The 17,696-nt window shown below is 61.0% G+C and carries 15 protein-coding genes and 2 pseudogenes; 5 read left to right on the top strand and 12 right to left on the bottom strand.

Annotation, left to right across the window (positions count from 1 at the left end; all coding sequences use genetic code 11):
* The 4 genes and pseudogenes from WC739_RS18565 to WC739_RS18550 all read right to left on the bottom strand — a co-directional run.
* Window positions 1-692: pseudogene (locus WC739_RS18565) on the bottom strand (AMP nucleosidase); the annotation flags it as partial.
* Window positions 693-767: 75 nt separating this feature from the next.
* Window positions 768-962: a hypothetical protein gene (locus WC739_RS18560; RefSeq protein WP_372954487.1), complete on the bottom strand. Its 195-nt coding sequence runs from the start codon at window positions 960-962 to the stop codon at window positions 768-770.
* 40 nt (window positions 963-1,002) lie between these two features.
* Window positions 1,003-1,161, bottom strand: a complete 159-nt coding sequence (locus WC739_RS18555) for a hypothetical protein (RefSeq protein WP_372954486.1) — start codon at window positions 1,159-1,161, stop codon at window positions 1,003-1,005.
* 213 nt (window positions 1,162-1,374) lie between these two features.
* The gene (locus tag WC739_RS18550) at window positions 1,375-1,716 is read right to left on the bottom strand and encodes a DUF2147 domain-containing protein (protein ID WP_372954485.1); all 342 of its coding nucleotides are present in this window, start codon (window positions 1,714-1,716) and stop codon (window positions 1,375-1,377) included.
* Window positions 1,717-2,156: 440 nt separating this feature from the next.
* On the opposite strand from WC739_RS18550, the gene WC739_RS18545 reads away from it, so the two are divergent.
* Window positions 2,157-2,423 carry an SEL1-like repeat protein gene (locus WC739_RS18545; protein ID WP_372954484.1) on the top strand — a complete coding sequence of 89 codons (267 nt, stop codon included), beginning with the start codon at window positions 2,157-2,159 and terminating at the stop codon, window positions 2,421-2,423.
* A gap of 395 nt (window positions 2,424-2,818) precedes the next feature.
* Entirely contained in the window at window positions 2,819-3,940 is a 1,122-nt protein-coding gene (locus tag WC739_RS18540) for an ABC transporter substrate-binding protein (protein WP_372954483.1), read from the top strand.
* A 475-nt stretch (window positions 3,941-4,415) separates the two neighbouring features.
* Here the strand turns inward: WC739_RS18540 and WC739_RS18535 are convergent, their stop codons facing one another.
* The 6 genes and pseudogenes from WC739_RS18535 to WC739_RS18510 form a co-directional block, all read right to left on the bottom strand.
* Window positions 4,416-6,377, bottom strand: coding sequence for a biotin carboxylase N-terminal domain-containing protein (locus WC739_RS18535; protein ID WP_372954482.1), 1,962 nt, complete (start codon window positions 6,375-6,377; stop codon window positions 4,416-4,418).
* 49 nt (window positions 6,378-6,426) lie between these two features.
* Window positions 6,427-6,804: a hypothetical protein gene (locus WC739_RS18530; protein WP_372954481.1), complete on the bottom strand. Its 378-nt coding sequence runs from the start codon at window positions 6,802-6,804 to the stop codon at window positions 6,427-6,429.
* Window positions 6,805-7,002: 198 nt separating this feature from the next.
* A pseudogene (locus WC739_RS18525) lies at window positions 7,003-7,137 on the bottom strand (O-acetyl-ADP-ribose deacetylase); the annotation flags it as partial.
* 1 nt (window position 7,138) lies between these two features.
* On the bottom strand, window positions 7,139-8,746 hold the full coding sequence (locus WC739_RS18520; RefSeq protein ID WP_372954480.1) for a carboxyl transferase domain-containing protein: 1,608 nt from the start codon (window positions 8,744-8,746) through the stop codon (window positions 7,139-7,141).
* Between the two features lies 1 nt (window position 8,747).
* On the bottom strand, window positions 8,748-9,911 hold the full coding sequence (locus WC739_RS18515; RefSeq protein ID WP_372954479.1) for an isovaleryl-CoA dehydrogenase: 1,164 nt from the start codon (window positions 9,909-9,911) through the stop codon (window positions 8,748-8,750).
* A complete protein-coding gene (locus WC739_RS18510; RefSeq protein ID WP_372954478.1) occupies window positions 9,880-10,524 on the bottom strand; it encodes a TetR/AcrR family transcriptional regulator in 645 nt (214 codons plus the stop codon). Before WC739_RS18510 ends, WC739_RS18515 begins: the two co-directional genes overlap by 32 nt.
* 147 nt (window positions 10,525-10,671) lie before the next feature.
* On the opposite strand from WC739_RS18510, the gene WC739_RS18505 reads away from it, so the two are divergent.
* Entirely contained in the window at window positions 10,672-11,631 is a 960-nt protein-coding gene (locus tag WC739_RS18505) for a GNAT family N-acetyltransferase (protein WP_372954477.1), read from the top strand.
* Window positions 11,632-11,658: 27 nt separating this feature from the next.
* On the opposite strand, the gene WC739_RS18500 is transcribed toward WC739_RS18505, so the two are convergent.
* Window positions 11,659-12,771, bottom strand: coding sequence for a pyridoxal phosphate-dependent aminotransferase (locus tag WC739_RS18500; RefSeq protein WP_372954476.1), 1,113 nt, complete (start codon window positions 12,769-12,771; stop codon window positions 11,659-11,661).
* 119 nt (window positions 12,772-12,890) lie between these two features.
* Here WC739_RS18500 and WC739_RS18495 point away from each other — a divergent pair, with 119 nt between their 5' ends.
* Both WC739_RS18495 and WC739_RS18490 read left to right on the top strand, forming a co-directional pair.
* The gene (locus WC739_RS18495) at window positions 12,891-14,576 is read left to right on the top strand and encodes a sulfotransferase (RefSeq protein WP_372954475.1); all 1,686 of its coding nucleotides are present in this window, start codon (window positions 12,891-12,893) and stop codon (window positions 14,574-14,576) included.
* 150 nt (window positions 14,577-14,726) lie between these two features.
* A complete protein-coding gene (locus tag WC739_RS18490; protein ID WP_372954474.1) occupies window positions 14,727-16,394 on the top strand; it encodes a sulfotransferase in 1,668 nt (555 codons plus the stop codon).
* Window positions 16,395-16,565: 171 nt separating this feature from the next.
* Here WC739_RS18490 and WC739_RS18485 read toward each other — a convergent pair.
* A partial coding sequence (locus WC739_RS18485; RefSeq protein WP_372954473.1) for a porin occupies window positions 16,566-17,696 on the bottom strand: 1,131 nt, incomplete at its 5' end.

Below are 17,696 nucleotides of genomic sequence, written 5' to 3'. Positions count from 1 at the left end.
ACGAACTCGTCGATGTAGAACTGGTAGTTGGTGAAGAGCACGAAGTTCTGAAAATGCTGCGGCGTGGTCGCCGTATAATGCGACAGGCGGTGCAGCGAATAATCGATGCGCTGGGCCGTGAACGGCGCCAGAGGCCTTGTTTCGCCGAATGCCACTTCGAAGGTGCCGTTGGCGATCTGGTCATCGGTACCATCGAGATCCGGCACATCGAACAGGTCGCGGATTGGCCGCTTGATGCGTTCCGCCGCCGCGCCGTCGACATGGGTGCCTTCAAGGAAGGCGAAATGCAGCGGTATGGGTGTGGTCGATTCCGAAACGGTGACCGCGACGCCATGGTTGCGCATGATCAGGCGCAACTGTTCGACGAGGTAGCTCTCGAACAGTCCGGGCTGGGTGATGGTGGTGGAAAAATGCCCGGGCGTCGGCATGTGCCCGTAGGCCTGCCGCGAGTCGATCTGGGTGAAGGAATTGGTGGTTACGCCGACTTCCGGATAGAAAGCGCGGTAGCGCTTACCATTGTCCCCGCCAGCTGCAGCAAGGGTAGCGAAGGCGTCACGCAAGAATGTGGTGTTGCGATCGTAGAGCACCCGCAGTGCCGCCACGGCCTTTTCGGCATCGTCGAAACTCTGCCGGCCAAAAGGCTCAGGCATGACCACGGATTCGATGGCTTGGGGGTAGATTCGCTTTTCCATGGCTTAATATAGAGGTTCTGACGGGCTGTTGGGAGGGGTATGGCTCCCAATGGCGACCGAGGCGGTTTGTTTTATTCAACCGCGCCGCAGGCTGACCAGAAGCACGAAGCCGACCCCGGATTTCTTCATGGCGGGGGCGTCGATCGTCGCGCCGGCATCGGCACGCATCAACGGTACGGCCAGCACCGGAGCGGCCAGAACCATCACGATAAGCGCCGCCCGCGGCAGAAGCCGAAGGGTCTTGTGGACGTTGGCGGCGATGAGGTTCATGGCTTTTGCTTTTCTTTCGAGGTCTCTTCGGTTTGTCGCTTCAATGACGAAAATGGTTCATGCAATTCATCCGGCAGATTTTTGAACTGGCTTCGTCCCAGGAGCGGGCCGGGCGGCCAGCCTCGGCGACAAGGATGGCAAAGAACATTCCAAACAGGCTCATCAGCAGGCAGACGATGGTGAAGCGGCGAGCGAGCATTGCGACGTGTCTCCTTCAACACGCGCGAGAATGACCGAGAGCGACTGAACCGGCTCTGATGCCGGCGTTCATCCTCGGTTCAAATTGGTTGACGGTTTTCGCAGGCGGCCTGCTCAAGTCCCATGGCGGCAAGCGACCAGGCCGCGGCGAACGCACCCGTAAAATGAAAACGGGGCCCGTCGGGGCCCCGTTTCATGTCGCCATGTGAGGAATTCAGAGTTTGTGCCAGGTCTGGCTCTTGCAGATCAGCCCGCCGAGTACGCATCCGCTCATCTTCAGCGAAGTGCCCGACAATGTCGCCTTGCCCGAATAGGTCTTGTCGTTCGCAGGGTCGGTGATGTTGCCGGCATATTTGTTGTCGCCGGCGGCTTTCAGCGAGCCGATGGTCTTGCCGGCATATTTGCCGGACTTGAGCGTGATCGAAAACGTGCCGTTGCCGCCGATGGCCGCGGTCTCGCCGGCTTGCGTCTTCCAGTTGCCCTCGATCGGATCGGCCCACGCCGCACCCGCCATGAACAAGGTGGCCGCAAGGGCCAGGCATATCTTTCGAAACATGGTCTTCCTCCCTTTGATATCCGGCCGGATGTTCCGCACGCCGCTTACGCAAACGTAAGCTAATCCAGCTCCAGTCAAAACAAAAGCGGTGCCGCTGCGGAAGACTTCGGGATTTTTCAGGGCTCCGGATGCCTCCCGTCGAACGGAAAATGAAACGCTCGGCGCATCGCCTTTGTCTCTCGTGGTTAGCGGAGTCTTGCAAGGCACGGCGAGAATTGTCGTCAAATTTTCAGCAAACAGGCGGAATCGCGGGCTTCGTATCCTTAACGAATTTCGATGTTTACCTCTTGTTTTAGCTTTGTTTTCCTCAAATTAAGCACGCCATTTAACGGCGGATTCAAGCCTCCACGGCATTCTCGAAAGCATCGAAAGAGCGGCCCGCCAAGACAAACGGAGGCAGCTCTCGGGAGCCGGACAGGGCCACAACAGGGGATTTGAAAATGGCACGTTTTGAAATGCTTGAAGCAGGCTTCGGCGCCATGGGGGCAACCGCCCAGGCCGACATTCTTTTCGAACTTGGGATGATGTACGCGACCGGCCGCGATTGCGAGACGGACGTCGTTGCGGCCCACAAATGGTTCAACATCGCGGCGATCAAAGGCTCCACCCGCGCCGCGGAAGTGCGCTCGGAACTGTCGGCCGCCATGTCGAAGGCCGAGATTGCCAAGGCCCTGCGCGAAGCCCGCGAATGGATGACGATGCACTGAAATCTGCCAATCGCAGATAGGCCTATCGAAGACAGGGAAGCTCCGGGATCAAGACTGCATAGACAGCCGGACCCGGCGGAATTGAAGGCCGCGCAAGACGGTCACGACGTCAAGAAAGAGAACGCGGCGGGCCGAAGAACCCAGCCGTGCGGGACACGGGGCAGGTGAGCGGGATTTTTAGGCGCGGGGGCGCCTGGAGATTGCTCGACGGGCAAAAAAAGCCGCGACCGGCCGGAACAAGGCCGGCGCGGCTTTTGCTTTTCGCCGACAACGCCTTGCAGGCCCAATCGAGTGGCTCCAATGCGCCTAGACAGACCCGTCGAAGGATGAAATTGTCCCGCCTCTCTGGAAGAAGCGGGGCCGGGGCGGCCACGCGCGAGTGGAGGAGTTCCATAATGAAAAAATTGAGTATTCTGAACGCGGCCATTTTCGGCCTGATGATGAGCGCGCCAGTCGCATTCGCCGACGACCTCACCTTTTCGGTGGTCGGCCCGATGACGGGACAGCTCGCCACCATCGGTGACCAGTTCAAGCAGGGCGCACAGGCCGCCGCCGACGCGATCAACGCCGCCGGTGGTGTCGATGGCCGGCAGATCAAGCTCGACATCGAGGACGACCAGTGTGACCCCAAGCAGGCGGTGTCTGTTGCCAACCGTATCGTTGCCAATGGCGTCAAGTTCATCGACGGCCATGCCTGCTCGGGCTCGAGCATCCCGGCATCCGCCGTCTATGCCGAAGCCGCCGCCCTGATGATGAGCCCGGCCTCCTCGAACCCGGTGCTGACCGACGCGGCGGCGAAGTCCGGCTGGTCGACGATCATGCGTCTCTACACGCGTGACGATGCACAGGGCGCCTTCATCGGCCCATGGATCGCCAAGAAATATGCTGGCAAGAACGTCGTCGTCCTGCACGACAAGAGCGCCTACGGACAGGGCGTCGCTGACGCCGTCAAGGCAACGATGAATGCCAACGGCCTCAAGGAAGTGGACTATGAAGGCATCAATGCTGGCGAGAAGGATTACTCCGCCCTCGTTACCAAGCTGAAGGACCTGAAGGCGGACGTCGTCTATTTCGGCGGCTACCACCCTGAGGCTGGCCTCATCCTGCGCCAGTCGGCGGAGCAGAACGTCAAGTTCCAGCTGATCATGCCTGATTCGATCGCCTCGCCTGAATTCTGGCAGGTTGCCGGCCCGGCCGGCGAAGGCACCCTGTTCGTCTTCCCGTCTGATCCGCAGGCAAAGCCGGAAGCCAAGGCCGCCGTCGAAAAGATCAAGGCAGGCGGCTTCGTGCCGGAAGGCTTCACGCTGTTCTCCTATGCCGTGGTGCAGGCTTTCGCGGAAGGCATCAAGCGCGCCGGCAGCGACGATCCGGCCAAGGTGGCGGAAGCGTTGAAGAACGGCACGCCGATCAGCACGGTTGTCGGTGACGTCACCTTCGACGAGAAGGGCGACCTGAAGAACGCCAGCTACGACATTAACCAGTGGCATGACGGCAAGTACGCGCCGATCGCGCAGTAATCGCTGACGTCGCCACGACGACCAGACGCATGGAATGGCCGGGTTCGTCCCGGCCATTCTCTTGAGGGATCGTATATGTGGATAATCCGGGCTAGACGGTTACCAGCCAAAAGCGCGCACAACGCAGCGGGATTAACCATCTGGAGCGACATTGAGGAGCCGAAACCCGTCTCGCGGGTTTAACTCCCATGGAAAATAACCAACATAGATTTTACTGTCACATCGAAGCAGGCGGCACCTGGGCTGTCTGGGATCGTAAAGCTGGCACCCCGGCGAGCTTGGGTGGGCGCGATCTGCTCGGTTGCACATCCCAGCGAGCCACCGCCGCTGAAGGCGTGCTCACGCGGATTTATGACAATGGGTTGGACGCGTTGACCGTTCGGATGTCGGGCATAGCCATCAGCCTTTCAGCCGCGGCGTGATCAACCTGAAATCGTCGACGCTCTCATCGCTCGATTGAGCGACCATCTGTCCACTATGCCACAGGTTCTTCGAGAAAGCCCACCAGCACGGTGCCGTCGGTAACCTGCGCGCCTTCCATCGCGATGTCGGCAATGACTCCATCATGCGGCGCGACGATGGTGTGCTCCATTTTCATCGCCTCGAGGATCAGCAACGGTTGGCCCTTCGTCACGGCGTCGCCAACAGCCACGCGAACTAGCTTTACCAGCCCCGGCATCGGCGCCCGCAGACTGCCGGAGCCTGCCTGCGCCTCATCGGACCGTGCCAGCGGATCCGGTACGGCGAAGGTGTAGCCGACCGCGCCTTCGAACACCGTAATGTGGCCCGGCCAGCGGGCGCAGCGAGGCACGGCACGAAAATCGTGTGAGTTGGTGCTCTCATACGGCGCTTCGAGCGTCACCCCGAAACGGCCATCCGGTCGCACCGTAACACGCGCCGCGATTTCGATCTCGCCATGGCTCAAATGCGTGCGCCGCGCCACGCTGTGGAAATGGGCATAGCCGGCAAGGGCCGACCATGGGTCGTCCGATGGGGGTGCTTGCGCGCCTGAGGCCGCAAGGGCAGCCGCCGCGACTATTTCACCGTCCGGTGGCGGGACGGCGGTCAGTGTCTCCCGATGCCGCTCGATCAGGCCGGTGTCGACGTCGCCCGCTGCAAAGTCCGGGTCTGCGGCAAGAGCGGCGAGAAAGGCGGTGTTGACCGTCGAGCCGGCGATCTCGGTGCGAGCCAGCACTTCACCCAGCGCCTCCAGCGCCGTCGGCCTGTCCTTCGCATGGACAACCAGCTTTGCAATCATCGGGTCATAATAGGGCGAAACGGCATCGCCGGCCCGCACCCCGGTCTCGACGCGCAAGGTGGCGCCGTCGGGCGATGTCTCCGGAAATTTCAGATGGTGCAGCGTGCCTGTTGCAGGCAGGAACCCCTTGGCGGCATCCTCGGCATAGACGCGCGCCTCGAAGGCATGGCCGGCGAACGTGATCTCGCTTTGCGCCTTCGGCAGCCTTTCGCCACTGGCGACCCGCAACTGCCATTCGACCAGATTGATGCCGGTGATCATTTCGGTGACCGGGTGCTCGACCTGCAGGCGGGTGTTCATCTCCATGAACCAGAAGCGGTCGGCTTTCAAACCTTGCGAGGCATCGACGATGAACTCGATTGTGCCGGCGCCGGAATAGTTGATCGCCTTGGCCGCCTTTACCGCGGCGTCGGTCATCGCCTCCCGCAACGCTTCGGTCATTCCGGGGGCAGGGGCTTCCTCGATCACCTTCTGGTGGCGCCGCTGGGCCGAGCAGTCGCGCTCGTAGAGATGCACAACGTTACCGAAGACATCGCCGAACACCTGCACCTCGATGTGCCGTGGCTTGTCGACATATTTCTCGACCAGCACCCGGTCGTCGCCGAACGCGGCCTTGGCCTCGCGCCGGGCCCCCGACAGGGCCTCGGAAAAATCGTCTGGCTGTTCGACGCGGCGCATACCCTTGCCGCCGCCCCCGGCACGTGCCTTGATCAGCACGGGATAGCCGATCTCGCGCGCCTTGGAAGCAAGCAGAACGATCTCCTGGGCCTCGCCATGGTAGCCTGGCACCACCGGCACGCCGGCCTTTTCCATCAGCCGCTTGGCGGCGTCCTTCAGCCCCATGGCACGGATCGAAGCGGCAGAAGGGCCGATGAAGGTCAGCCCCGCCGCCACGACCTGGTCGACGAAATCGGGGTTTTCCGACAGGAAGCCATAGCCGGGGTGAATGGCGCCGGCGCCGGTGGCAAGTGCGGCGGCAATGATCTTGTCGCCGCGCAGATAGCTTTCGCCGACCGGCGAGGCGCCGATATGCACCGCCTCGTCGGCCATCTCGACATGCAGGGATTTTGCGTCGGCATCTGAATAGACGGCGACGGTGCGAACGCCGAGCTTTCGTGCCGTGCGAATGACACGGCATGCGATCTCGCCCCGATTGGCGATCAGGATCTTGGCGAACATGGAGCCTCCCGGGTGTGCCTCGGGCGGCGCCAGTCCGGCAGGCGCCTGCCTATTTTGATGCCGCGATCGCGCAACCGCCGCTTGCAGTCTTGACCTTCCATTTCTTCAAGCCCGCCTGGCAGGCGCGCAAAGCCCAATCTTCCGCTGCCTTCTGCGACGGCGCGTTGAGCTTGGAACCGCAGATTATGTAGAGGTCGACAACGCGCGAATAGAAGGTCGTGGCGTAGGCCGAATGACCGCCCGCCGCGATATAGGCTTTGTAGGCAACGTTGCATTCGCTCTTCGGATCGGAGCCTCGGGTTGCCGAAAAACGCACGTCTCCCTTGCTTCCCGCGAGCGATTCCGCAGGACTGGCACCAGCGGTCGCGAATATTAGTAAGTTTGCAAGTATCAAGGCGGCCGCGCCTCGGCAGTATTTCAGTTCCATTTCCACCCTGTCCCCATTGCATTCCGCAAGACAAGCAGTAGCGAATATTTTTCCTAGCCGCCAGTTGGGTTTCTGGGATTCCGAATGGCCTTTGCTGATGAATCTGTTGGTCCATGTTGATCAGCCCTCTTGAAGAGCAGCAACGGCCTGCCAGTATAGTTCCGACAGGCGCTGACCGAAGCATCGGAAAATGACGCCGCCTGCCGCGCGGTGGATAGCGTCGTTGACCCCGCGGCTACAGAGCAGCAAGATATTGGCGGCGTTCACGATGGCGTCGACGACCGGTTTGGTGATGTCGCCTGTATGAACCTGGATTCGCGCGCGATCGACCATCTCACATCCTGAACACGCCGAAGCGCGTGTCCTCGATTTCGGCGTTGAGCGCCGCCGACAGGCTGAGCGCCAGTACGTCGCGCGTCTTCGCCGGGTCGACGATGCCGTCGTCCCACAGGCGCGCGGATGAATAGAGCGGATGGCCTTCATGCTCGTACTTCATCAGGATCGGCTTCTTGAACTTCGCTTCCTCCTCCGCGCTCCACTCGCCGCCCTTGCGCTCGATGCCTTCGCGCTTGACCATGGCGAGCACCGTCGCCGCCTGTTCGCCGCCCATCACCGAGATGCGGGCGTTCGGCCACATCCACAGGAAGCGCGGCGAGTAGGCGCGGCCGCACATGCCGTAATTGCCGGCGCCGAACGAACCGCCGATGATAACGGTCACCTTCGGCACTTTGGCCGTGGCGACCGCCATCACCAGCTTGGCGCCATCCTTGGCGATGCCGCCGGCCTCGTATTTCCTGCCGACCATGAAGCCGGTGATGTTCTGCAGGAAAATCAGCGGGATCTTGCGTTGGCAGCAGATTTCGATGAAGTGCGCGCCCTTGAGCGCGCTTTCGGAGAACAGCACGCCATTGTTGGCGATAATGCCGACCGGCATGCCGTGGAGATGGGCAAATCCCGTGACCAGCGTGGCGCCGTAGTTCTGCTTGAACTCGTCGAACTCGGAACCGTCGACGATGCGCGCGATCACCTCGCGCACGTCATAGGGCTGGCGCGGGTCGGTCGGCACGATGCCATACAATTCATCCTCCGGATGAAGCGGCGGAATCGCTTTGTGTAAGTTCAGGCTTACGACCTTGTTCCGATTCAGGTTCTTGACGATACGCCGGCAAATGGCGAGCGCGTGGTCGTCGTCCAGCGCATAGTGGTCGGCAACGCCGGACAGCCTTGTATGCACATCCGCGCCGCCTAGCTCCTCGGCGCTGACGTCCTCACCGGTGGCGGCCTTCACCAGCGGCGGGCCGCCGAGGAAAATGGTCGCCTGGTTGCGCACCATGATCGTTTCGTCCGACATCGCCGGCACATAGGCGCCGCCAGCCGTGCACGACCCCATAACGCAGGCGATCTGCGGGATCCCGGCTGCCGACATGTTCGCCTGGTTGTAGAAGATGCGGCCGAAATGCTCGCGGTCCGGGAACACCTCGTCCTGGTTGGGCAGGTTGGCGCCCCCGCTGTCGACCAGGTAGATGCAAGGCAGATTGTTCTGCATGGCGATCTCCTGCGCCCGCAGATGCTTCTTCACGGTCAACGGGTAGTAGGTCCCGCCCTTGACCGTGGCGTCGTTGACAACGATCATGACCTCGGTGCCTTCGACGCGACCGACGCCGGCGATCATGCCGGCGGAAGAAATCTCCTCGCCATACATCGACCACGCCGCGAACTGGCCGACCTCGAGGAAGGGCGAACCGGTGTCGAGCAGTTGCGCAAGACGCTCTCTCGGCAGCAGCTTGCCACGCGAAACATGGCGTTCCCGTGCCTCCTCCGATCCGCCGCGCTCTACGATTGCCGCCTTGTCGGCGATGTCGACTACCAGCGCCCGCATGCGTTCTGCATTGGCGCGGAACGTATCGGACGAGGGGGATAGCTGGGTCTGCAGGACGGCCATTCTAAACCCTCTCAGCCATGATCTCGCGCCCGATCAGCCAGCGCCGGATCTCGCTGGTGCCGGCGCCGATCTCGTAGAGCTTGGCATCGCGCAACAGGCGGCCGGTCGGATAGTCGTTGATGTAGCCATTGCCGCCGAGCAGCTGCAGCGCGTCGAGCGCCATCTGCGTTGCCTTTTCGGCGGCGAACAATACGCAACCGGCGGCGTCCTTGCGGGTCGTCTGGCCGCGGTCGCAAGCGGCGGCGACGGCATAGACGTAGGCGCGCGCGGCGTTCATCACCGTGTACATGTCGGCCAGCTTGCCTTGCACCAGCTGGAACTCGCCGATCGGCTGGCCGAACTGCTTGCGCTCGTGCACATAAGGGATCGCCACGTCGAGACACGCCGCCATCAGGCCGATCGGGCCGCCGGCAAGCACGGTGCGCTCGTAATCGAGGCCGGACATCAGCACCTCGACGCCGCGCCCCTCCTCGTGCAGCACGTTTTCGAAGGGCACCTCGACATCCTCGAACACAAGTTCGCCGGTGTTGGAGCCACGCATGCCAAGCTTGTCGAGTTTTTGAGCCACGGAGAAGCCTGGCATCGTCTTCTCGACGATGAAGGCGGTGATGCCGCGTGAATGGCGCTCCGGGTCGGTCTTTGCGTAGACGACCAGCGTTCCGGCGTCGGGACCGTTGGTGATCCACATCTTGGTGCCGTTCAGCACATAGCGGTCATTGCGCTTTTCGGCGCGCAGCTTGAGCGACACGACGTCGGAGCCGGCGCCGGATTCCGACATTGCCAGCGCGCCGACCTTTTCGCCCGAGCACAGGGCAGGGAGATATTTCTCCTTCTGCGCCGGTGTCGCCCAGCGGTTGATCTGATTGACGCAGAGATTGGAGTGGGCGCCATAGGACAGGCCGACGGAGGCGGAAGCGCGGGAAATCTCTTCCACGGCAATCACGTGGGCGAGATAGCCCATGCCGCTTCCGCCGAATTCCGGGTTGGCTGTTATGCCGAGCAGACCGAGCGCGCCGAGCTCGCGCCAGAGATGCGCGGGGAATTCGTTCGAACGATCGATGTCGGCGGCGATCGGCGCGATCCTGTCCTGGGCGAACCGGCGCACCAGGTCTCGCAGCGCCTCGATATCCTCGTCATGCCCGAAGCTGAGCGTGTTCGTGTACATGCCGTGCCTCCTCGGTTTCCATTCTCGCGCCGACCAGGCGCATTGTCATCGAAAGATATGTCGCCGTGACTTCGGCGATCGACAGCCTTTCGCCCGGCCGGAACCAGACGATCACGCCGGTCATCATCTGGATGAGCGCCATGGCCGTCAGTCCGGTGTCGTCGATGCTGAAGACGTCAGCTTCGGCGCCGTCGCGCAGGATGGCGCGCAGTTCCTTTTCGTAAGCCGTGCGCATGCGCAGGATACGTGTCAGCCTTTCGGGCGACAGGCTGCGCAGCTCCATGTTCGAGACATGCGTGGCGTGCCTGCGCTCGATGTGGAACGCGATGTGATTTTCGACATAGGCCGAGAGCCGTTGTGCCGGGCTTGCATTGACCGGCCTGGCAGAATCCCATGCCTGGATCAGGCCTTCCATATGTTCGCGCATCAGGGTGAACAGAAGGTCTTCCTTGGTCGGAAAATAGCGGTAGAGGGCGGCTGCCTGAACGCCGACTTCGGCGGCGAGCTGCCGCATCGACATCGCTTCGTAGCCGTAACGCGCCATCAGGGTGACCGCTGCCTCGCGGATGGCTGACTCGGTCTTTTCTCCATCGGATCCGGTCGTCCGCGCCATCCTTAACCTCCTGCCTCTCCGAATTAATAAAACAAACGTTTATTTAATTCAAGGCTTTCCCGCGATCTGGGGAACGCGAAGTCAAAAACGGTTGACTCAGTCCAGTAATTGATTGACGCTAGGGTCGTTTGAAGCGGTCCGTATACCATGTTGGACGAACGCGAGGCGCTGGTGGCGCGCATCCGCCACTTCAACCGATTCTACACTCGCACGGTCGGTCTTCTCGACCACACCCTGGGCCAGAGCGCATTCACCTTGACCGAAGCGCGTGTGCTTTTCGAACTCGGCCACGACAGCGGTCCGGTCGCGCCGACCGCCGGGCTTCCAAGCCGTCCCACGGCCTCCGAAATCGCTGCGCAATTGCGCGTCGATGCAGCGTATCTGACACGCATCCTGCGGAAGTTCGCGGATATCGGGCTGACCGAAGCGCGAACCGATCCGGCCGACCGGCGCCGAAGAATTCTCTCCCTGACACCCAAGGGCGAGGCAGCGCTCGCGGCCCTGCAGGCCGCGGCCGATCGCGACACGGCGCGGTTGATCGAAAACGTGCCCGAAGACAGGCTGGATGAACTGGGTGCTGCGTTGCGCAAGGTTGGGACATTGCTGGGCGATCCAGCCCGCGAGGAGGAGGCGGTGACGCTGCGGCCGCATCGCGTCGGTGATGTCGGCTGGGTCGTGCAGCGGCAAGCCCGGCTCTACGCCGTCGAATATGGCTGGAACATCGAGTTCGAAGCGATGCTTGCCGAGATTGGCGCCGATTTCATCCGCAACTTCGTGCCCGGCCGCGACTTCTGCTGGATCGCCGAAATTGGCGGTGAGCCTGTCGGCGCGGTGTTCCTGGTCCACCAGGACCACGAAGTGGCAAAGCTGAGGATGCTGCATGTCGAGGCCTCGGCACGCGGCATGGGCGTCGGCAAGCGCCTGGTCGCGCAATGCGTGAACCAGGCCCGCGCCTGCGGCTACGTCAGGCTGGTGCTATGGACCAACGACATTCTCGTCGCGGCGCGCGCGATCTACGAGCGGGCCGGTTTCAGGCTCGTGTCGGAGGACCATCACCACAGTTTCGGCAAGGACCTGACCGGCCAGACCTGGGTGCTGGATCTATGAAAGTCGCCTGATGCGAGGACGGGATTCCTAGTTCCCGCGCGCTGCGGCCAGCGCGCCCGGCAGTTCCTCGGCGAAAATGTCGAGCTCGTGGTCGAGGCCGACGCTGACGCGAATGCAACGGTCGAGCACCGGCACCATCGGCTTGCGGATGAACACGTCGCGCGACAGCAAACCCTGCAGAACTTTCAACGCGAAGGCGCCATCGCGACCGCAATCGATGGTGACGAAATTCGTCGCCGATGCCAGCGGCTTCAGCCCGTTCTGATCGGCGATATCAGCGATGCGCCGGCGGCCGGCCGCCACCCGTGCCACCACGTCCCGCAGATAATCCTGATCGGCGAGCGCCTCGACGCCGGCGATTTGCGCCATGCGGCTGACGCCGTAGTGATTGCGGATCTTCTCGAAGTCGCGGATCACCTGCGCCTCCGCGACCGCGTAGCCGCAGCGTATGCCGGCCAGCCCGTAGGCCTTCGAGAAGGTGCGCATGCGGATGACGTTCGGACGCGAGGTATCGATCGGTGGCAAAGCCGAGGCCGGCCCCAGTTCGCCATAGGCCTCGTCGAGAACCAGCATGGTGGTTTCTGGCAACGCCTCGATGAAGCGGATGATCTCGTCCGCTTCCCACCAACTGCCCATCGGATTGTCCGGATTGGAAAGATAGACCAGCGGCGCCTTTTCCTTGCGCACCGCATCGAGAAGGCCATCGAGGCTTTCCCGATCATTCTCGTAAGGCACGGTCACGAGCCGCCCGCCGACGCCGGCAATATGGAAATTGAAGGTCGGGTAGGCCCCCAGCGACGTCACCACGGCGTCGCCGGGCGCCACATACATGCGCGCGACCAGGCTGAGCAGGCCATCGATGCCTTCGCCGACAACGATGTTCTCGACCTTCACGTCGTGATGCGCGGCAGCCGCGACTTTCAGGTCATGGTTGTCGGGATCGCAGTACATCCACATGTCTCGGGCGATACCCGCCATGCGCTCGATGACGCGTGGCGAGGGACCGAGACTGCTCTCATTGGCACCGATGCGGGCGCGAAAGGCGCGTCCACTCTCTCGCTCCTGGGCCTCGGGTCCGACAAACGGCACCGTCGAGGGAAGCGCTGCGATAAGAGGCGTGAGGGCAGGGCGCTGATGCATGGGAAGCTCGCTTGAAGATCGGCTTCTTGCTAGCGCGGCGGGGTTGGCCATGCAAGCTACAGTCCTGGTGGCGACGGCACACGCTGGATTCCTGCAGCTCTTTTTGCTAGCGAGGCATCATGACAAACAGACTCCCCCCTGCCTGGTCGAAGCACATCAAACCCGGGCCTGCGCCAAAGGCGAAGATTCCGTTGGTGAATCCACGGCAATCTAGCGTGATTTCGCGAGCTCAGACGCTTTCTCGTGCACAGGCAGATGACGCTCTGCTGAAGCAGGCGTACCAGCTTCAGCAGGAAAACCGGCTCGACGAGGCCCAGGATCTGTGCCTTCAAGTTCTGGAGCGCACGCCAAACCATCCGCTCGCTCTGTACATACTGGGGACCCTGTACCAGCGCTATGATGATGAGATGGCCTTGCGATATTTCGCTCGCGCGGTCGGCGAGGAGCCTGAAAATGCCTACTACCACCTCAGCCTGGGCGAGGCCTATGTGAAGGTCAGCGAATATTCGTCGGCCATTAAGCATATGCAGTATGCCCTGGAACTGCAGCCCGGTCTTATCGACGTACTTTGTGGATTGGCGCGCGCTTACACCATGTTTGACAAACCCGACATGGCACTACCGCTTTATGAGAAGGCACTGAAGATCGACCGCGATCATCCCAAGGTGAGGACCGGCCTGGCCAGCGCGCTCAGCAGCCTCGGGCGCATGGAGGAAGCCGCCATTCATCTGAAAGAAGCAATCAAACGTCGCATTGACATGCCGGCTGCCTACTACGACCTTGTGCAGACGCAAAAGTTCACCGAAGAGCCTGAGGAACTCCAATCCATCCTCCGCGAACTGGGCAACCCCAGGCTTGATTCGGACGGCGCAGAGAGGCTTCATCAAGCTGCCGGCAAGGTGCTGAACGACCTCAAGCGCTACAGTGAGGCATTCGACCATTTCAAGAAAGCGAAGCAGGCGTCCGGCCACCAGTTCGATATTGACCTGTATCGGCGCTGGATCAATTCGCTGATTGAAACCTTCACGCCGGAGTTTCTGGCAGCCAGGGCCCACTATGGAAATTCTACCGAGATGCCCGTGTTCGTGGTTGGCATGCCCCGCTCTGGGACGACGCTCACGGAACAGATCTGCGCCAGCCATCCTGACGTTCATGGGGCAGGGGAGCTTAACAAATTAAGGCGAGTTGCGAATGCAATCGGCCTCAAAACCTCATCGGCTGGAGATTTGCAACGACCAATCATGTCGGTCACGGAAGACTTGTCCAGAACGTTGGCCGAAGAGCATGTGTCCTATTTGCGGGAATGGGCGCCTGCCGCGCTTCGCGTGGTAGACAAGATGCCTCACAATTTTGAACTGATCGGCCTAATCGGCCTTCTCTTCCCTAAGGCACGCATCATTCACTGCCGTCGTGACGCCATCGACAATTGCGTCTCTTGCTTTGTCCTCAGCTTCAACAAAGGGCACAGCTACAATACCGACTTGCACACACTGGGCCTGTATTATCGCGAATATGATCGCCTGATGCGGCATTGGAACGAGGTTTTTCCGGGCCTTATCTTCGAAAATCGGTACGAAGCGCTGGTTGAGGACCAGGAAGCGCAATCACGCCGGCTCATCGAGTATCTCGGCCTGCCTTGGGATGACGCTTGCCTGCGCTTTTTCGACAGGGACGGTTCGGTCAACACGCCCAGCCGCTGGCAGGTCCGTCAGCCAATTTACAAATCGTCTGTCAAGCGTTGGAAGAATTACGAAAGCGAGATCCAGCCCCTGATCGATGCCTTGGGCGACCTGGCGGACCTTTAAGCGATCAGGTTGGCAGCCCTATTCCTTTCGAAAATGCTCTCTATAGGCTCACGCCAACGCCTTGCCGCCAATGCGATACCTTCTTCTGGGACGCAACCGAAAAACCGGCATTTGATGGATTCGCTGGGCTTTTTTTGCTAACAATGGGTCATGAACAGTCGACTGCCGCCCGCATGGTCCAAGCACCTGAAAACATCGTCCGGACCCAAGGTCGTACCTCCGAAAAATACGCAACCGAAATCCACCCTTCTATCGCCCGCGCAGACCGACGACGCCCTGCTCAGGCAGGCACTCCAGCTTCAGCAGGCAAACCGGCTCTCGGAAGCGGAAGCGCTATGCCAACGCGTACTGGCTCGCACCCCGCGACATCCGCTGGCCTTGTATTTGCTGGGGACCTTTGCGCTCGATCTGGACGACGAGATGGCCATTCGCCGCTTCGAGCGAGCGGTGGAGGCGGCGCCTGGTAATCCGCAATACCACCTGACATTGGGTGAAACCTTTTTGAAGGTCGGGGAGCACGCGGATGCCATCAGGCATTTCAAGCTTGCTTGTGACCTTAAGCCTGGCTGGGTCGAGGGGCTTTGCGCACTGGGCCGTGCCTATACCGAATTCGGCAAGGCCGATCTCGCGGTGCCGGTTTATGAGAAAGCGTTGAAAATCAATGGCCGCCATTCTCTTGTTCGAATGGGGTTGGGCAATGCGCTTGTAAGCCTCGGCCGTATGGACGAGGCGACAAACTACATGAAAGAGGCGATTGCCCGTCGTTTCGATATCGCGTCCGCATATGAGGGCCTGGTCAGCATCCAAAAATTCGTCGAAGAGCCGGAGGAATTGAAATCCATCCTGGCTGAATTGAAAAATCCGGCGCTTGATCAGAAGAGTGTGCAGAAGCTTCACTATGCGGCGGGGAAGGTCCTCAATGACCTTCGGCGCTACGACGAGGCGATGAACCATTTCCAGCAAGGGAAAAAGCTTTCGACGCGCCAATTCGACATGAACGCTCACCGCCGCGGCATCGATTTCATGATCGACCTGTTCAGCCCCGAAATGCTGGCCGCCAAGGCGGATCACGGGAGCGCGTCGGAAGTGCCCGTCTTCGTCCTTGGCATGCCGCGTTCTGGCACCACTTTGACAGAACAGGTCTGCGCGAGCCATCCCGACGTCCATGGCGCCGGCGAACTGACAAAGCTCCGTCGCATCACGAACAGGCTTGCCCCCAGGACGCAGTCCCCAGAGGAATTGCGACGCGCGATTCTGGACATGACGGTGGATCAGTCGAAGTCGCTGGCTGAAGACTATCTCTCCCACATCAGGCAGAGGTCACCCAACGCCCGGCGGGTCGTCGACAAGCTGCCTCATAATTTCGAGCTTGTCGGTCTTATAAAGTTGCTGTTCCCCAGGGCCCGCATCATTCACTGCCGTCGCGACGCCATCGACAATTGCCTCTCCTGTTATTTCCTGAGTTTCAATGAGGACAATGCTTACAACGCTGATCTGCATACGCTCGGGCTGTATTATCGCGAGTACGACCGGCTCATGCGTCATTGGGACGAAGTCTTTCCCGGTCAGATCCTGCTGGCTCGCTATGAAGACATGGTTTCCGATCAGGAAGGGCAGTCGCGCCGCCTGATAAACCATCTGGGCCTGACTTGGGATGACGCCTGCCTGCGATTCTTCGACAAGGGCGGCTCGGTGAACACGTTCAGCCGCTGGCAGGTTCGCCAACCGATCTACAAATCATCGGTCAGGCGCTGGAAGAATTACGGCAGCGCAATTACGCCGCTGGTCGAGGCTTTGGGCAATCTGGCCGAGGATTGATCGCAAGGGGTCGCACGCGATCGAGCGCACGCGACCTTGGATGTGCGGCCAGGCGACGAACTTGGCTTCCGGTTGATAGGCTTCGGATAGACAGTCGGGTTCATGTTTGGCGAGCCAACAAAAAACCCGGCGGTTACCCGCCGGGTTTCGATTTCGCCAAGGCGAAATTGACTAGAAGTCGCGCTGGAAGCGGAGCAGGCCGCCAACGTTGTTCTTCTTGGTCGCGTTGACCCAGACCGACTGATTGTCGATGGCGTCCTGGCCGACCCGCTGCCAGTCGACTTCGGCCGTGACCGTGAAGCCCGGAACGACCGTGTATGCGACGTTCGCCGCGACGCCGATGTCCTTCCAGTCGTCATACGACGCCTGCAGGTTGAACGAGGTCTTCTCGTTGAACTTGTAGGTGCCACCGCCCCACACAGCCCAGTTGCCGCCCCACTGCTTGTAGAAGCCGCGGCCCAGCGCGTCGATGTTGTTGGTCCTGTCGTTCAGGTTGTTGTCGCTGCCGTAGCCGCCGATGATGAACAGCGACAGGGCGTCGTTGACGTTCACGTCCAGGCGAACCTTGCCAGCGACCTCTTCGTAGTTGCTGTCATAAGCGACGACGCCGCTGATGGCGCCCCAGCCCTGCGTCCACTTCAGACCGCCGACCACATGCGGAACATAGCTGTCGATGGTGCCGACTTCACCCGAGCCTTCTTCCAACGAAACCACCGCCGAGAGGCCGTTGCCGGCATCGAAGTAGTACTGGATGACGTTTGTCTGGAAGTTGCCGTAGGGGACGATCGTATCGTTGATAACGTTGCCGGCATAGCCGATGAACGTATCGAAGGCCGACTCGTCAGCACCGACCCGCAGGCCGCCGAGCTGGATGTAGGCGAATTCCAGCGCGCTGTTCTTGTTGCGTGCCTGCCAACCATCGCCGCCGAAGTTGGGGTTCGGCGCGGTGTTGCCGGCAAGACCAGGAGTGCCATAGTCGCCGTAGCTATTGCCGAAATTGATGCGGTACTCGGTATAGGTCTTCAAGGTGCCGAGTTCGGTCTCCTGACCGGTCCAGGTCTTCAGCGTGAAACGGGTCTGCTTCCAGTAGGAAGAATGGTCGTCACCGCCGTTCATGTGATCCTGAACGTGGTTGACGCCATCGAACGAGCCGGCGTCGCCCACGCCGATGTCCTCGCGGACATAGCCGCCGACGCGCAGGCAGGTTTCGGTGCCGGGAATGTAGAAGTAGCCAGCGCCGTAGACGTCGCAGATCTTGACGTATTCAGCGGGTTCCGGCTCGGCAACGACGACGGCGTCGGC

Source organism: Mesorhizobium sp., assembly GCF_041661565.1.
Lineage (GTDB): Bacteria > Pseudomonadota > Alphaproteobacteria > Rhizobiales > Rhizobiaceae > Mesorhizobium.
The sequence above is the reverse complement of the archived record's forward strand: the minus strand, read 5'-3'. Positions and strand labels throughout refer to the sequence as shown.

What these genes read in the sequence shown, in the direction of transcription:
- WC739_RS18490 (WP_372954474.1), top strand. Translation starts at nt 14,727, where the DNA reads ATGAACAGTCGACTGCCGCCCGCATGGTCCAAGCACCTGAAAACATCG.
- WC739_RS18520 (WP_372954480.1), bottom strand. Translation starts at nt 8,746, where the DNA reads ATGGCCGTCCTGCAGACCCAGCTATCCCCCTCGTCCGATACGTTCCGC.
- WC739_RS18540 (WP_372954483.1), top strand. Translation starts at nt 2,819, where the DNA reads ATGAAAAAATTGAGTATTCTGAACGCGGCCATTTTCGGCCTGATGATG.
- WC739_RS18545 (WP_372954484.1), top strand. Translation starts at nt 2,157, where the DNA reads ATGGCACGTTTTGAAATGCTTGAAGCAGGCTTCGGCGCCATGGGGGCA.
- WC739_RS18500 (WP_372954476.1), bottom strand. Translation starts at nt 12,771, where the DNA reads ATGCATCAGCGCCCTGCCCTCACGCCTCTTATCGCAGCGCTTCCCTCG.
- WC739_RS18560 (WP_372954487.1), bottom strand. Translation starts at nt 962, where the DNA reads ATGAACCTCATCGCCGCCAACGTCCACAAGACCCTTCGGCTTCTGCCG.
- WC739_RS18510 (WP_372954478.1), bottom strand. Translation starts at nt 10,524, where the DNA reads ATGGCGCGGACGACCGGATCCGATGGAGAAAAGACCGAGTCAGCCATC.
- WC739_RS18535 (WP_372954482.1), bottom strand. Translation starts at nt 6,377, where the DNA reads ATGTTCGCCAAGATCCTGATCGCCAATCGGGGCGAGATCGCATGCCGT.
- WC739_RS18515 (WP_372954479.1), bottom strand. Translation starts at nt 9,911, where the DNA reads ATGTACACGAACACGCTCAGCTTCGGGCATGACGAGGATATCGAGGCG.
- WC739_RS18550 (WP_372954485.1), bottom strand. Translation starts at nt 1,716, where the DNA reads ATGTTTCGAAAGATATGCCTGGCCCTTGCGGCCACCTTGTTCATGGCG.
- WC739_RS18495 (WP_372954475.1), top strand. Translation starts at nt 12,891, where the DNA reads ATGACAAACAGACTCCCCCCTGCCTGGTCGAAGCACATCAAACCCGGG.
- WC739_RS18505 (WP_372954477.1), top strand. Translation starts at nt 10,672, where the DNA reads ATGTTGGACGAACGCGAGGCGCTGGTGGCGCGCATCCGCCACTTCAAC.
- WC739_RS18555 (WP_372954486.1), bottom strand. Translation starts at nt 1,161, where the DNA reads ATGCTCGCTCGCCGCTTCACCATCGTCTGCCTGCTGATGAGCCTGTTT.
- WC739_RS18530 (WP_372954481.1), bottom strand. Translation starts at nt 6,804, where the DNA reads ATGGAACTGAAATACTGCCGAGGCGCGGCCGCCTTGATACTTGCAAAC.